This window comes from Nocardiopsis sp. NPDC006198, assembly GCF_040613895.1.
In the GTDB taxonomy this organism is placed as follows: Bacteria; Actinomycetota; Actinomycetes; order Streptosporangiales; family Streptosporangiaceae; genus Nocardiopsis; species Nocardiopsis tropica.
In genome coordinates this window covers 38,594-53,868 of the sequence record NZ_JBEXSY010000029.1, presented here as the reverse complement: position 1 = coordinate 53,868, position 15,275 = coordinate 38,594, and the positions used below count along the sequence as shown (strand labels likewise).

General features: G+C 74.3%; 12 protein-coding genes. 9 read left to right on the top strand and 3 right to left on the bottom strand.

Annotated features, from left to right (window positions below; translation table 11 throughout):
* Nucleotides 1-24 precede the first annotated feature (24 nt).
* Genes kdpC through ABZ234_RS20090 form a run of 4 tightly spaced genes read left to right on the top strand, consistent with a single transcriptional unit; the run spans nt 25 to nt 5,265 of the window.
* Nucleotides 25-645, top strand: a complete 621-nt coding sequence (kdpC, locus tag ABZ234_RS20105; RefSeq protein WP_355013082.1) for a potassium-transporting ATPase subunit KdpC — start codon at nt 25-27, stop codon at nt 643-645.
* Nucleotides 642-3,143 (top strand): ATP-binding protein, encoded by a 2,502-nt coding sequence (locus ABZ234_RS20100; protein WP_355013081.1) that lies wholly within the window; start codon nt 642-644, stop codon nt 3,141-3,143. The genes kdpC and ABZ234_RS20100 overlap by 4 nt, the downstream gene beginning before the upstream one ends.
* Entirely contained in the window at nt 3,140-3,847 is a 708-nt protein-coding gene (locus tag ABZ234_RS20095; RefSeq protein WP_267944574.1) for a response regulator transcription factor, read from the top strand. The genes ABZ234_RS20100 and ABZ234_RS20095 overlap by 4 nt, the downstream gene beginning before the upstream one ends.
* A 53-nt stretch (nt 3,848-3,900) precedes the next feature.
* Nucleotides 3,901-5,265: a potassium transporter TrkG gene (locus ABZ234_RS20090; RefSeq protein WP_355013080.1), complete on the top strand. Its 1,365-nt coding sequence runs from the start codon at nt 3,901-3,903 to the stop codon at nt 5,263-5,265.
* Between the two features lie 119 nt (nt 5,266-5,384).
* On the opposite strand, the gene ABZ234_RS20085 is transcribed toward ABZ234_RS20090, so the two are convergent.
* The 3 genes from ABZ234_RS20085 to ABZ234_RS20075 all read right to left on the bottom strand — a co-directional run bounded on the left by ABZ234_RS20085 (nt 5,385) and on the right by ABZ234_RS20075 (nt 8,627).
* Nucleotides 5,385-6,743 (bottom strand): FAD-dependent oxidoreductase, encoded by a 1,359-nt coding sequence (locus tag ABZ234_RS20085; RefSeq protein WP_355013079.1) that lies wholly within the window; start codon nt 6,741-6,743, stop codon nt 5,385-5,387.
* Between the two features lie 174 nt (nt 6,744-6,917).
* Complete coding sequence (locus ABZ234_RS20080) at nt 6,918-7,973, bottom strand: aminotransferase class V-fold PLP-dependent enzyme (RefSeq protein ID WP_355013078.1); 1,056 nt, start codon at nt 7,971-7,973, stop codon at nt 6,918-6,920.
* Nucleotides 7,974-8,087: 114 nt separating this feature from the next.
* Entirely contained in the window at nt 8,088-8,627 is a 540-nt protein-coding gene (locus tag ABZ234_RS20075) for a MarR family winged helix-turn-helix transcriptional regulator (protein WP_267944570.1), read from the bottom strand.
* A gap of 362 nt (nt 8,628-8,989) precedes the next feature.
* On the opposite strand from ABZ234_RS20075, the gene ABZ234_RS20070 reads away from it, so the two are divergent.
* From ABZ234_RS20070 to fahA, 5 genes are all read left to right on the top strand, one after another.
* A complete protein-coding gene (locus ABZ234_RS20070) occupies nt 8,990-9,952 on the top strand; it encodes an MBL fold metallo-hydrolase (protein ID WP_267944569.1) in 963 nt (320 codons plus the stop codon).
* Nucleotides 9,953-10,053: 101 nt separating this feature from the next.
* A complete protein-coding gene (locus ABZ234_RS20065; RefSeq protein ID WP_355013077.1) occupies nt 10,054-11,751 on the top strand; it encodes an FAD-dependent monooxygenase in 1,698 nt (565 codons plus the stop codon).
* Nucleotides 11,752-11,895: 144 nt separating this feature from the next.
* Entirely contained in the window at nt 11,896-13,104 is a 1,209-nt protein-coding gene (locus tag ABZ234_RS20060; RefSeq protein WP_355013076.1) for a cupin domain-containing protein, read from the top strand.
* Nucleotides 13,101-13,970, top strand: coding sequence for a hypothetical protein (locus ABZ234_RS20055; RefSeq protein ID WP_355013075.1), 870 nt, complete (start codon nt 13,101-13,103; stop codon nt 13,968-13,970). The genes ABZ234_RS20060 and ABZ234_RS20055 overlap by 4 nt, the downstream gene beginning before the upstream one ends.
* 78 nt (nt 13,971-14,048) lie before the next feature.
* A complete protein-coding gene (gene fahA / locus ABZ234_RS20050; protein WP_355013074.1) occupies nt 14,049-15,263 on the top strand; it encodes a fumarylacetoacetase in 1,215 nt (404 codons plus the stop codon).
* Nucleotides 15,264-15,275 lie beyond the last annotated feature (12 nt).

Sequence of the window (15,275 nt, the reverse complement as noted above, 5' to 3'; positions counted from 1 at the left end):
CGGCTCCCAAGGGAGACATCCACCATGGGTTCCACACGCGTCCTGATCCGCCACCACGGAACCGCCCTCCGGGCGTTCCTGGTCCTCACCGTCGTCCTGGGCCTGGTCTATCCGCTGGCCGTGACCGGCGTCGGCCGGGTGCTCATGCCGGAACGCGCCGACGGCTCGCTCGTCAGGGCGCAGGACGGCACGGTCGTCGGCTCGTCCCTGATCGGGCAGTCCTTCACCGGCGCCGACGGCGCACCGCTCCCCGAGTGGTTCCAGTCCCGGCCCTCCGCCGCCGGCGACGGACACGACGCCGGGGCCTCCGGCGGGAGCAACCTCGGCCCGGAGAACCCCGACCTCGTGGACACGGTCGGGGAACGGCGGGCGGCGGTCGCGGAGTTCGAGGGGGTCGATCCCGGGAGCGTCCCCGCGGACGCCCTGACCGCCTCGGGTTCCGGTCTGGACCCGCACATCAGCCCCGCGTACGCGCTGCTCCAGGCGCCGCGCGTCGCGGAGGCGCGGGGGGTGCCGGCAGCGGACGTCCAGGACCTGGTCCGGCGTAGTATCGAGCCCCGGGACCTGGGGTTCCTGGGCGAGGAGCGGGTCAACGTCCTGAAGCTGAACCTCGCCGTCGACGGGTGGGGGGCGGAAGGCAGATGAGGAGAGGCCGGCTGAGGGTCTTCCTGGGCGCCGCTCCCGGGGTCGGCAAGACCTACACCATGCTCGAGGAGGGGCGGCGCCTGCGCGAGGAGGGCGGGGACGTCGTGGTCGCCGTCGTCGAGACGCACGGCCGCTGCGGCACGGCGGCGATGGCCGAGGGCGTCGAGGCGGTGCCCCGGACGACGGTGTCCCACCGGGGCGTCGGCCTGGCCGAGATGGACCTGGACGCCGTCCTGGCGCGCCGTCCGGGGACGGCGCTGGTCGACGAGTACGCGCACACCAACGCCCCGGGGGCGCGCCACGAGAAGCGCTGGGAGGACGTGTCGGCGCTGCTGGCGGCCGGGATCGACGTCATCACGACCGTCAACATCCAGCACATCGAGTCCCTCAACGACGTCGTCCAGCGGATCACCGGCGTCCCGCAGCGCGAGACCGTCCCGGATCAGGTGCTGCGCGCCGCCGACCAGATCGAACTGGTCGACCTGGCGCCGCAGGCCCTCCGGGACCGCCTGGCGGCGGGGAACGTCTACCCCGCCGAGCGGATCGACGCCGCCCTGTCCAACTACTTCCGCCTGGGCAACCTCACCGCGCTGCGCGAGCTCGCGCTGCTGTGGCTGGCGGACGAGGTGGACAGCGCGCTGAAGGACTACCGGGCCGAGCACCGCATCGACAGCACGTGGGAGGCCCGGGAGCGCGTCGTCGTCGCCCTGACCGGCGGGCCCGAGGGGGAGACCCTGCTCCGCAGGGGGGCGCGCATCGCCGCGCGCTCCTCCGGGGGCGAGCTCCTGGCCGTGCACGTGAGCAGCCAGGAGGGGCTGCGCGAGGGCCGTCCCGGGGCGCTCGCCGCGCAGCGGGCCCTGACCGAGAAGCTCGGCGGCACCTTCCACCAGGTGGTCGGCGACGGCATCCCCGAGTCCCTCGTCGGGTTCGCCCGCGCGGTGAACGCCACCCAGCTGGTCATCGGCATCAGCCGCCGGGGGCGCCTCGCCACCGCCCTGACCGGCCCCGGCATCGGCGCCACCGTCATCCGCGAGTCCGGCGGCATCGACGTCCACATCGTCAACCACGCGGCGGCCGGGGGACGCTTCGCGCTCCCCCGGCCGGGCGGGGCGCTGACCGCCAGGCGCCGCCTCCTGGGCTTCGCCCTCTCGGTGCTCGGCGGCCCCGTCCTGACCTGGCTGCTCGTCGGCCAGCGCGGCGCCGAGTCCATCGTCGTCGAGGTCCTGGCCTACCAGCTGCTGGTCATCGTCGTCGCGCTCGTCGGGGGCATCTGGCCCGCGCTGTACACCGCCGTCCTGTCGGCGGTCACACTGGACTACTTCTTCATCGAACCGGTGCGGACCATCACGGTCGACGAGCCGGTCCACCTGCTCGCCCTGGTCCTCTACGTCGTCAACGCCTCCCTCGTCAGCTACATCGTCGACCAGGCGGCGCGCCGGTCGCGCTCCGCCCTCCGGGCCGGGGCGGAGTCCGAACTCCTCGCCACGGTCGCGGGCAGCGTCCTGCGGGGCCAGGACGCCCTCCAGGCGCTGGTGGACCGCACCAGGGAGGCGTTCGGGCTGGACGCCGTGCGACTGCGCTCGGGGGAGGACGTCCTGTGCGCGTCCGGGCAGCCCCGGGGAGGGGAGGAGCCCGCCGTCGTGCGGGTCGGCGACCGCGCCTCCCTCGAACTCCACGGCGCCGAGCCTGGCGCCTCCGAGAGGCGGCTCCTCGGCGTGATCGCCGCGCAGATCGACGCGGCCCTCGAACACCAGGACCTGAGCGACACGGCCAGCGAGGTCGGCCCGCTCGCCGAGAACGACCAGGTGCGCAGCGCCCTGCTGTCGGCGGTCAGCCACGACCTGCGCAGACCGCTGACGGCGGCGACCACCGCGGTCAGCAGCCTGCGCTCGTCCGAGGTCAGCTGGTCCCCCGCGGACCGCGACGAGCTGCTCGCCACGGCGGAGGAGAGCCTGACCACGCTGACCGGCCTGGTGACCGACCTCCTCGACGTCAGCCGTATCCAGGCCGGAGCCCTCGTGGTCTCGCTCGCCGCCACCGACGTCGACGAGGTGATCCTGCCGTCCCTGGACGAACTGGACCTCGGTCCCGCCGACGTCGACCTGGACCTGGACCCCGACCTGCCGTGCGTGCGCGCGGACGCGGGCCTGCTGCAGCGGGCCATCGTCAACATCCTCGCCAACGCCGTCCGGTTCTCGCCGGGCGACCGCAGCGCGCGCGTGGCCACGAGCGTGTTCGGGGACACCGTGCAGATCCGCGTCATCGACCACGGGGGCGGCGTCCCGCCCGACCGGCGGGAGCAGCTGTTCGTGCCGTTCCAGCGCCTGGGCGACACCGACAACACCACCGGGCTCGGCCTGGGGCTCAGTCTCTCCAAGGGCTTCGTGGAGGGGATGGGGGGCGGGCTCTCCGCCGAGGACACCCCCGGCGGAGGACTGACGATGGTCATCTCCCTGCCCGTCGCGGACGGACAGGCTTCTGGAAGGACGGACCGGTGAAGATCCTCGTCGCCGACGACGACCCGCAGATCCTCCGGGCACTGCGGGTCACCCTGCGCGCACGCGGCTACGACATCGTCGTCGCCACGAACGGCGCCGACGCCCTCAGGGCCGCCGTCGACCAGCGCCCGGACCTGTACCTGATCGACCTGGGCATGCCCCGCCTGGACGGCGTCGGGGTCATCGAGGGCATCCGGGGGTGGACGAGTGCGCCCATCCTCGTCGTCTCCGGGCGCACCGACTCCGTGGACAAGGTCCGGGCCCTGGACTCCGGTGCGGACGACTACATCACCAAGCCCTTCGCCATCGACGAGCTGCTGGCGCGCGTCCGCGCCCTGACCCGCCGGGGCGTCGGCGGCGACTCGGACCCGGTCGTGCGGGTGGGGGACCTGACCGTCGACCTCTCCGCCAGGACGGTGACCCGGCCCGGCCCCTCCGGCGGGGAGCTCGTCCGGCTGACGCCCACCGAGTGGCGCCTCCTGGAGATCCTCGTCCGCCACTCGGGCAAGCTCGTGACGCGGCAGACGCTCCTCTCCGACATCTGGGGGTCCGACCACGTCCACGACACCGGCTACCTGCGCCTGTACGTCTCCCAGATCCGCAAGAAGATCGAACCGGAGCCGAAGTCGCCGCGCTTCCTGATCACCGAGCCCGGCATGGGATACCGGTTCCTGCAGGGCGGCTCCGACGGCGGGGAGGCGTGAACCCGGGCCCCGGGCGAAGACCTGGACCGCCGCGGCGTCGGGGCCGGACCGGCGTGCGCGCCGGACGACGGCTGCGGGACCTCTCGCAGCGGATCAGCCCGCCGCAGCTCACCGTGCTGACGTTCGCGCTCCTCGTGCTCTGCGGGGCGGGTCTGCTGGCGCTCCCCGCCGCCACCGAGAGCGGGGAACGGACGCCGTTCGCCGCCGCCCTGTTCACCTCCACCTCCGCGGCCAGCGTGACCGGCCTCGCGGTGGTCGACACGGGGGGCCACTGGTCCTTCCTGGGCGAGGGCGTGATCCTGGCGCTCATCCAGGTGGGCGGCTTCGGCATCATGGCCCTGGCGACCGTGCTCACCCTCGTGGTGGGCCGCCACCTGGGCCTGCGCATGGCCGTGCGCACAGGCTCGGAGACCAAGACCCTCACCCTGGGGGAGGTGCGCCGGATCGCCGTCGGCATCCTCACGGTGACCCTCGTCTTCGAGGCGGCCGTCATGGCGGTCCTCACGCTGCGCTGGTGGATCGGGTACGACCTCCCCCTCGGCTCCGCGGCCTACCTGGGCCTCTTCCACGCGGTCTCGTCCTTCAACAACGCCGGCTTCTCGCCCTTCGCCGACAGCCTCATGGGGTACGCCACCGACCCGTGGATCACGGTGCCCGTCGCCGTGGGGGTCGTCGCGGGAGGTCTGGGGTTCCCGGTGTGGGTGGAACTGTGGCGGTTCGCGCGACGCAGGGGTGAGCGGCACACCTGGACGATCCACGCCAGGATCACCCTGTCCGTCACGGGGTGCCTGCTGGCGGTGGGCTTCGCGGCCTTCCTGGCCCTGGAGTGGGACAACCCGGCCACGATGGGCGGGCTGGACCTGCGCGGCAAGCTCCTCACCGGGTTCTTCCAGGCGGTCATGCCGCGCACGGCCGGCTTCAACAGCCTGGACTTCGGTGCCATGAACACCCAGACGCTGCTGGTCACCGACCTCCTGATGTTCGTCGGCGGCGGCAGCGCGGGCACCGCCGGCGGCATCAAGGTGACGACGTTCGCGGTCCTGCTGTTCGTGGTCCTGGCCAACGTGCGCGGAGAGCCCACCGTCCACGTCGGCCACCGCCGCCTGGGCGAGGGCGTCGCCTCCCAGGCGGTCACCGTGGTGCTGCTGTCCCTGTCCCTGGTCCTCGCCGGCACGCTCGCGCTGATGACGATGACCACCTTCACCCTGGACGAGATCCTGTTCGAGACGACGTCGGCCTTCGCCACGGTCGGCCTGTCGACCGGCATCACCGCGGACCTCCCGGTCCCGGGGCAGATGGTGCTCGTCTTCCTGATGTTCGTCGGCAGGATCGGCCCGATCGCCCTGGCGTCGGCCCTGGCGCTGCGGCGCCGGGCGCGCGCCTACGAGCTGCCCGAGGAGCGCCCCATCGTGGGCTGAGGGACCTCCGCGCCCCCACGGGCGGGCGCCGCGGTGGCCCCGCCCCGGCCGCAGCGGCGGCCCCTCCCCGCGCGGGGAGGGGGTCTCCGGCCCCGCGCCCCTCCCCGGGCTCCGGACCCTCAAGCTCCGCGGGCTGTCGGGTCCAGGACCTCGTCGGCCGCGCGGTACCCGCTCCTGACGGCGCCGTCGAGGGTCCCGTTGCACGGGAACACCGCGGTCTCCGTCGCGGCCCAGTGGAGCGGCCCCACCGGAGCGCGCAGGAGGGGGCCGAACTCGGTCAGGAACCCCGGAGGCATCGGGGACTGGTAGGCGCGGCTGTAGGGGTCGGCGTCCGGCAGGGGCTGGCGGAGGGAGACCGGATTCGCCGCCAAGGGGCCGAGCACACCGCTCAGGTTCTCCAGCAGCAGGGCCCGGTGGCGTTCCGGGTCGTCGGCGACGCTCTGGTCGGCGCCCAGGGGATCGGCCTCGCCGAACGTGTAGGTGTGGGCCACCAGGCGTCCCTGGGAGGCCCCGGGCGGGCTGTCGTCGACGGTCCACGCGGGGACGCCCTCGTCGAAGTGCATCTCCCCGGACAGGCCGAACCCGCGCCAGAAGGGTCGCCAGTAGACGATCTCGGTGCGGATGACCTCGGCCTGCGGCCACTGCCTCTGGAGCCGGCGGCGGCTCGCCGGGAGCGGGGGCGCCACCTCCAGGCGGCCGGCGTCGGAGGGCGGGCACGCGACGACCACGCGGTCGGCCGACAGCGACCCCCAGTCGCCCGAGAGCCGCACCCTCCCGTCGCCGTGCTCGATGCGGGAGACGTGGTGGCCGGGCCGGACGGCGTCGCCCGCCCGCGCGGCCAGCCTGCGCACCAGGAGGTCGGCGTCCAGGCGCAGGGGCCGTTCGCCCCTGTCCGGCTCCGGCCCCAGGTGGGCGAGCAGCCACAGCATGCTCATGCGGTCGGCGGGCAGGGCCGCGGCCAGGGTCAGCTGCTCCTCGACCAGTTCGAGCAGGTCCGGGTCGGAGGTGTGCGAGCGCAGCCACCCGCGGACGGTCAGGGCGTCCAGGTGCTCGGCGTCGGCCGAGCGCCAGGGCTCGGCGAAGTCGACCCCCTCGGCGAGCCGGGCGACGCGCCCCAGGATCCACTCGTTGCGGAGCAGGGTCCACCAGGAGGCGCCCAGGGGCATGTGCTCGTCGCTGGCCTCGGTCCCGCCGTCGTCGTCGATGCGCAGGTCGCTCAGCCCGGGGTCGTCGGGCAGCTCGTCGACCGGGACGTCCAGGGCCGCCGCCAGCTCCAGCAGGTCCCGGTCCGACCGCCGCGCGTACATGCTCGCCGGGGGCAGGCCGTCCGTCGGCGGGGACACCGCGGCCGCGCGCCCTCCCGGCGCGGCCCGGCCCTCCAGGACCACCACCGAGCGGACGCCGCCCGCCCTCAGCCGCCACGCCGCGGCCAGTCCCGACAGCCCGGCTCCCACGATGACGACATCGCTGTGCTCCACGGCCCACTCTCTCCTCGTCTCCCGCTTCCCTGTGATGGCTCAACGGTCCCAGGTGCGGTGGAGTGCCGGGCGGCGGCCCCGAGCGGGCCGCCGGCGCCGTACGCGACCGGCCCCGTGCGGCGCGGGGAGGGCGGACGCGCGGGACCGGTGCCGGGGGAGCGGGAGCCCGGGGTCTCAGGAGGTCAGGACCTTGACGAGCCGGTCCACCTCCTCCTCGGTGTTGTACAGGTGGAAGGACACCCTGAGCCGTCCGGCGCGGGTGGACGCGGCGATCCCGGCCTCGGCGACCTTCCGGGACAGGTCCTCGGACACGGCCAGGGACACGATCGCCGACCCGGCCGGCGGGAGGTCCAGTGCCGTGAGCAGCCGGTCGCCGAGTCCGGCGTCGTGTTCGCGGACCGTCTCGAGGCCGACCTCCTCGACCAGCTCCAGGGCGGGCGCCAACCCGACCCACGAGAACCACACGGGGGCCAGGTCCAGGCGCCGCGCCCCGCCGGCGAGCTCCAGGGGGCCTCCGTAGAGGGAGTTCCACGGGTCGGCGGCGGCGTACCAGTTCGCGGCCAGGGGGCCGAGCCCGGCCAGCGCCTCCGCGGTCGCGGTGAGGAAGGCCGAGCCGCGCGGCCCCAGCAGCCACTTGTAGGTGCTGCACACGGTGTAGTCGACCCGCTCCAGGGGGAGGGGCAGCCATCCCGCCTGGGTGGTGTCCAGCATCAGCCGCGCCCCGTGGTGGGCGCAGGCCTCCAGGAGGTCCTCCACCGGGGCGACGGCGCCGTCGGAGGACTGCACCGCCGAGACGGCGACCAGGGCGGTGCCCGGGCCGACCTCGTCGGCCAGCCGGTCCAGGGGCACCTCGCGCACCCGGACGCCGTGCGGCTCCCGGGCGAGGAAGGGGTGGACCACGGAGCTGAACTCGCGGGCGGCGGTCAGGACCTCGGAACCGGGCGGCAGGCTCGCGGCGATCGTCCCGACGAACTGGGAGGCGTGGGAGCCGATGGCCACCCGTTCGACGGGAACGCCCGTGAGGCGGGCATAGGCGCCGCGGGCCGCGGCGATGCCGGGGTCCGCCTCCGCGGGGGAGAACCGTCCGGCGCCCACCGAGCGCAGGTGCCGCTCCAGTGCGAGGAGGGCCGTGCGGGGGGTCAGCCCGTGGGTGGCGGTGTTGAGGTAGGTCGTCTCGGGGGAGAACTGGCTCTGCGCGGAGCGGAGGCGGTCGCGGCCTGTGTTGTGCATGGTCCGATGCTCGCCGTTCGCGGGACGGCGCTCAAGGTCCAATCCGGGTCGGAGCGGACTCCGCCTCGGCCGGGGCCCGCCGGCTCCGGGCGGCCCGGGGCGCAGGCGTGCGGGTCAGTTGCGGAACTTGGCCTTGGCCTCGGTGGACCCGGCCATGAGCTTGTTGAGCAGGCGGACCAGCTCGGTACGCTCCTCGGGTTCGAGGGCGGCGGCCCAGGCGGTCTCGCGCCTGTTGTGCGCGCGGAAGCCGCCGAGGATCGCCCCGTACCCGGCCTCGGTGAGGGTGAGCTGGAGGGCGCGCCGGTCGTGGGTGGCGCGTTCGCGGACGATCAGCCCGTCGCGTTCGAGGGTGTTGAGGAGCGCGGACAGGGCCGCCCGGCTCATGCCGGAGATCTCGGCGGTGGTCTTGGCCTCCATGGGGCCGGCCAGCCACAGCGCGAAGATCACCCGGAACCCCGGCCAGGTGAGACCGCGCGGGCGGTGGACGGAGGACTCCAGGTCGTAGACGACCATGCTCGTGGCCCGGTTGAGGGTCAGGACCATGCGCATGGCGTCGGCGTTGACGGAGGGCAGTTCCTGTTCGGCCTTCCGCACCGCGTAGTCGACGAACGACCAGAAGGTGAGATCGCTTGGGGGGGCGGTGTCGTGGGTCACGGCGCCCAGCCTAACCCCTGGTGCGGCGCGTCCGCGGGCCGGGGAACGCACGCTCCGGCCCCGTGTCGCGGCGGGCCGGAGCGGCGCGCGGGCACGCCGGCGCCCCGGCGGGAGCCCGGGGCGGGACCGGGACCGCGATGCTCCTTCGGCGGGGTGCGCGGTGGTCGTGGGGCGGGTGGGACAGGCGAACGAGCTGGTCGGAGTGGTTCCCCGGGTAGCCTTGGTGTGTGACCTGTATCACTCCACTGGTGGCTCCGCGTCTCTTGGTCCTGTGGCGTGGAGCACGTTAGGGTCATGATCATCAAACCTTTGATCAATTGGGTGGCCGCGGCCATCCTGAGCGAGTGAAGGGTCCTCAGACCATGGCAGCCAAGCCGTTCGCCTCCTCCGCCGACACCGAGGCCAAGCCGCAGACACTGGAGGTCCTGGCCGACGGGGTCTACGCGCTGACCGCGGAGGGCGACCCCAACGTCGGCGCCATCGAGGGCGAGGACTTCGTCGTCGCCTTCGAGGCCCTCGCCACCCCCGCCGCCGCACGCGACTGGCTGAAGGTCCTGCGCGAGCAGACCGACAAGCCGGTCCGCTACCTGGTGCTCTCCCACTACCACGCGGTGCGGGTCCTCGGGGCCAGCGCCTTCGACGCCGAGATCATCCTCACCCACGAGAAGACCCACGAACTCATCCGCGAGCGGGGCGAGGAGGACTGGGCCAGCGAGTTCGGCCGCATGCCCCGCCTGGCCAAGGACGCCGACTCCGTCCCCGGCCTCACCTGGCCCACGCAGACCTTCGCCGACCGCACCACCATCGACCTGGGCGGCGACCGCGGAGAACTCGTCCTGCAGTACTTCGGGCGGGGCCACACCGAGGGCGACATCGTCGCCTGGCTGCCCCGGCAGAAGATCCTCTTCGCCGGCGACCTCGTCGAGGCGCAGGCCGCCCTCTACACCGGCGACGCCTTCCACAAGGACTGGGCCGGGCAGACCCTGGACCGGGTCAAGGCGCTCGGTGCCGAGATGCTCGTCGGCGGGCGCGGCGCCGTCAGCAGGGGCCGCGACGAGGTCGACGCCGCCATCGAGCAGACCCGCAACTTCCTCGACGTGATGATCCGCGAGGTCGGGGCCGTCCACGAGCGCGGCGGCACCCTCAAGGAGGCCTTCACCGCCACGCACGCGGCGCTCGAGGGCGACTACGGCCACTGGCCCATCTTCGAGCACTGCCTGCCCTTCGACGTCTCGCGCCTGTGGGACGAGTTCCGCGGTATCGAGCGGCCCGTCATCTGGACGGCCGAGCGCGACCGCGAGGTGTGGGCCCAGCTCCAGGGATGATCCGGCCGGACCCGTCCGGCACGGGTCCGGCGCCGACCGCCTCCCATCCACTCCACTCCACTCCGCGCCCCGCCGGGCGCCCAGACCGAACGGAGCCCGACATGCGACCCCCCGCTCCACGCACCCCCGCCGACCCCGGCGCCGACCCCGTCCTGGTGCTCGGAGCGGGACCGGTCGGCCAGACGGCCGCCCTGCTGCTCGCCCGGCGCGGCGTCCCCGTCCAGCTCCTGGACGGACGCCCCGAACGGGACGCCGTGGGCTCCAAGGCCATCTGCCAGCAGCGCGACGTCCTCGACGTCTGGGACTGGCTGGGCGCGGGCGGCCTCGTGGAGGAGGGCGTCACCTGGGACACGGCCCGCACCTTCTACCGCGAGAACGAGCTGTTCAGCGTCCACCTCGCCGACCCGGGGGCCTCGCCCCTGCCCCCGTTCGTCAACATCTCCCAGTCCCGCACCGAGGAGGTCCTGGACGAGCGCCTGGCCGCGGCGGGGGTGCGGACCCGGTGGAACCACCGGGTCACCGGCATCGCCCAGGACGCGCGCGGCGTCACCGTCGAGTGCGACACCCCCGGGGGGCCCGTCCTGCTGCGCGGCTCCCACGCGCTCTCCTGCCTGGGCGCCCACGGCGGCGTGGTCCGCGACGCGCTCGGGCTGTCCTTCGACGGGACCACCTTCGAGGACCGCTTCCTCATCTGCGACATCCGCGCCGACCTCCCCGGGTGGGAGCGCGAACGCCGCTTCTACTTCGACCCCGCATGGAACCCGGGCCGACAGGTCCTCATCCATCCCTGCCCGGACTCGGTGTACCGCATCGACTGGCAGGTCCCGGCCGACTTCGATCTGGAGGCGGAGGAGTCGGACGGGCGCCTGGACGCGCGCATCCGCCAGATCGTCGGGGACACGCCCTACGAGATCGTCTGGCACTCGGTGTACCGGTTCCACACCCGCGTCGTCGAGCGCATGCGCGAGGGACGCGTCCTGCTCCTCGGCGACAACGCCCACCTGGTCGCGCCCTTCGGCGCCCGCGGGCTCAACTCCGGGGTCCAGGACGCCGAGAACGCCGCCTGGAAGCTCGCCTACGTCCTCGCCGGATGGGCGGGGGAGGACCTCCTGGAGAGCTACCACGCCGAACGCCACGCCGCGGCGCGGGAGAACGCCGAGGTCACCGGTGCGACCATGCGCTTCCTCGTCCCCCACGGGGACGAGGAGCACAGCACCCGCGTCGGCGTGCTCGAACGGGCCCTCACGGACGACTCCGCCCGGGCCCTGGTCGACTCCGGCCGCCTCGCCGAACCCTTCTGGTACACGGAGTCGTCCCTGACCACCCCGTGCCCCGAACGCCCCTTCGGCGGACGGCCGCCGAGGGGCGCGACCCCCTCCCCGTGCCCCGGTGTGATCCTTCCCGACGCCCCGGTCACCGCTCCCGGCGCGGCGGAGCGGATCCGGCCGCTGCTGCGCGAGGGGCTCACCCTCCTCCTGGGCGCCGCCCCCGCCGGCCTCGACCCGGCCTCCTTCCTGGACGGCGCGCGCGGCGCCGCGCAGGAGGCGACCCGGGCCCCCGTCACCGCCCTCTACCTCGACGGGATCGACACCACGGGCGCGCTCGCCGCCGCGCTGGCGCCCGAACCCGGACAGGTGTGGCTGGTGCGCCCCGACGCCCATGTCGCCGCCGTCGTCCCCGGAGCGGACCACGGCGCCGTCCGCACCGCCGTCCGCACCTGCCTCGGCCTCGCCGCGGCGGAGGCCCCCGCGTCCCCCGCGGAGACCGCCCGCCCCGAGCGGTCGGCCCCGACCGCCTGACCCTCCGCCGGCCCCGGTTCCGTGCCCGCCCCCGGGGCGGGCCGGGCCGCCGTCCGCACCGGACCAGGAACCCGAACCACGACAGCCCAGCACGGGTACGACCACGGTCGGCCCGGACCAGCCCACGGTGAGGAGAGAACCGCCATGGCCCACTACCGACGGATCGGCGAGGTGCCCCGCACCCGCCACACCCAGCACCGCAACCCCGAAGGCGGGCTGTACTACGAGGAGCTGATGGGGGAGGAGGGGTTCTCCTCCGACTCCTCGCTCCTCTACCACCGCGCCATCCCCTCGGCCATCGTCGCCGCGGCCGAATGGGAGGTGCCCGCCCAGACCCGCACCCGCAACGCGCCGATGGTCCCGCGCCACCTCCGCCTCCACGACCTGTTCACCGGCGAGGACTGGAAGGCCGCCGACGTCGTCGAGTCGCGCCGCCTCGTCCTGGGCAACGACGACGTGCGCATCTCCTACGTGGTCGCGGGCGCCCCCTCCGAGCTGTACCGCAACGGCATCGGCGACGAGTGCGTGTACGTGGAGTCCGGCAGCGCCCGGGTGGAGACCGTGTTCGGCCTCCTGGAGGTCGGTCAGGGCGACTACGTCATCCTGCCGCGCGCGACCACCCACCGCTGGGTGCCCACCGGCGAGGAGCCGCTCCGCGCGTACGTGGTGGAGGCCAACAGCCACATCGCCCCGCCCAAGCGCTACCTGTCCAGGTACGGCCAGCTCCTGGAGCACTCCCCCTACTGCGAACGCGACCTGCGCGGCCCCTCCGAGCCGCTGCTGGCCGAGGGCGAGGACGTCGACGTACTCATCAAGCACCGGGGCAACGGCCCCGGCGGGATCTCCGGCACCCGGTACACCTACCCCCAGCACCCGTTCGACGTCGTCGGCTGGGACGGCTGCCTGTACCCGTACGCCTTCAACATCGCCGACTTCCAGCCCATCACCGGCCGCGTCCACCAGCCGCCGCCCGTCCACCAGGTGTTCGAGGGCCACAACTTCGTCATCTGCAACTTCGTCCCCCGCAAGGTGGACTACCACCCCGGCGCCATCCCGGTGCCCTACTACCACTCGAACGTGGACTCCGACGAGGTCATGTTCTACTGCGGCGGCGACTACGAGGCCCGCAAGGGCTCCGGCATCGGCCAGGGCTCCGTCTCCCTGCACCCCGGCGGCCACTCCCACGGGCCGCAGCCCGGCGCCTACGAGCGCAGCATCGGCGCCGAGTCCTTCGACGAGCTCGCCGTCATGGTGGACACCTTCCGCCCGCTCGACCTCGGGGAGGGCGGCGTCGCGAGCGACGACGGCGGATACGCGTGGACCTGGGCCGGGGGAAGGGGGAACCGGTCATGAGCGGCGCCCTCTACCGGAAGCTGTTCGACGACGCGGCCCTGTTCCCGCCGGGCAACGCGCCGATGGGCGAGGCGCTGCCCGCCCACCGGGCCCACCTGGCGGGCCCCCGGGCCGGGTACGTGGGCCCCTTCCTGGTCGCCGACGCGCGCGTGGCCGAGCTGCGCGCCGTCCTGGGCAGGGAGCCGGAGGACGACGGCCGCGCCCCCCTGGCGGTGGCCGTCACCGTCCCCGGCGGCGCGGGCACGGTGGGGGCGGCCGTCGACGCGGTCCTCGCCGACCCGGCCCTGCGCCTGGCGGGTGTCGAGGTCGCGGCGGCGCCCGGCTGCGCCCGGGAGGCGGCCGGGGCGCTGGACTCCCACCTGCCGGGGGGCGCCGAGGGCTTCGTGGAGGTCTCCCGCGGGGCAGGCGTGCGCGAGGACCTGGAGGCACTGGCCGGCAGCGGCCACAGCGCCAAGTTCCGCACCGGAGGACTCACCCCGGAGGCACACCCCGGCGAGGACGAGCTCGCGGAGCTCCTGCACGCGGCCGTCGCCCTGGGCCTGCCGTTCAAGTGCACCGCCGGGCTCCACCACGCGGTCCGCCACACGACCCGGGAGGGGTTCGAGCAGCACGGGTTCCTCAACGTGCTCCTCGCGACCGGCGCCCTCCTCGACGGCGGCGGTTCCGGCGACGCCGCCCGGATCCTGGCCGAACGGGACGGCACGACCGTGGCCGGCCTCGCCGCCGGGCTCACCGACGGCGCGGCGGAGGAGGTGCGGGGACGCTTCCGGTCCTTCGGCACGTGCAGCGTCACCGAGCCGCTGGAGGACCTGGTCGTCCTCGGAGCCCTGCCCGCACCCCGGCCCCGGCGGGCCCTGCACCACTGACCGGCTCCGGGGCGGCTCCCCGGCCGGACCGCCCCGGACCCCGGACCACAGAACGCCCACTCCCAGAAAGCACCGCTCATGCCCGACAGCTGGCTCGACCTCGACCCGGACGCCCAGTTCGGCCCGGCCACCCTGCCCTACGGGGTGTTCAGCACCGCCTCCGACCCCGGTCCGCGCGTGGGCGTGGCCATCGGGGAACACGTCCTGGACCTCGGCGGCACGGCCCGCGCACTGGGCGCCCCGTTCGCGGACACCGTCGCCGGGCCCGGCCTGGACGCCCTGCTGGCGGCCGGACGCCCCGTGTGGGAGCAGGTGCGGACCGCCCTCACCGCGTGGCTGACCGACCCCGTCCACGCCGACGCCGTCCGCCCGCACCTGGTGGACCGGTCGTCGGTGCGCCTGCACCTGCCGTTCACCGTGGCCGACTACGTGGACTTCTACGCCTCGGAGCACCACGCCACCAACGTCGGCCGGATCTTCCGCCCCGACCAGGAGCCCCTCACCCCGAACTGGAAGCACCTCCCGATCGGCTACCACGGCCGCTCGGGGACCATCGTGGTGTCGGGCACCGACATCGTGCGCCCCACCGGCCAGCGCAAGCCGCCGACCGAGCCCGCACCGATGTTCGGGCCGTCCGTGCGCCTGGACATCGAGGCCGAGGTCGGGTTCGTCGTGGGCACGCCCAGCCCGATGGGCGAGAGCGTGCCGGTGGACTCCTTCGCCGACCACGTGTTCGGGGTCTTCCTGCTCAACGACTGGTCCTCCCGGGACCTCCAGGCCTGGGAGTACGTGCCGCTGGGCCCGTTCCTGGGCAAGTCGTTCGCCACCTCCGTCTCCCCCTGGGTCGTGCCCGTCGCCGCCCTGGAGGCAGCCCGGGTCGAGCAGCCCGCCCAGGACCCCGAGCCGCTGCCCTACCTGCGGGGCACACGGCCCTGGGGCCTGGACCTGCGCCTGGAGGTACGGCTCAACGGTCACGTGGTGTCGAACCCGCCCTTCGACCAGATGTACTGGACCGCCGCGCAGCAGCTCGCCCACATGACCGTCAACGGGGCCTCCCTGCGCACCGGGGACGTCTTCGCCTCCGGAACAGTCAGCGGCCCGGAGCCGGACCAGCGCGGCTCCCTCCTGGAGCTGACCTGGAGCGGCAAGGAGCCGCTGCGCCTGCCCGACGGCACCGAGCGCGCCTTCCTGGAGGACGGCGACGAGGTGGTCATCACCGCGACCGCGCCGGGGCCGGGCGGGACGGTGGTGCACTTCGGCGAGGTGACAGGCCGGATCCTCCCCGCCAGGTAGCCGGGAGCCGCG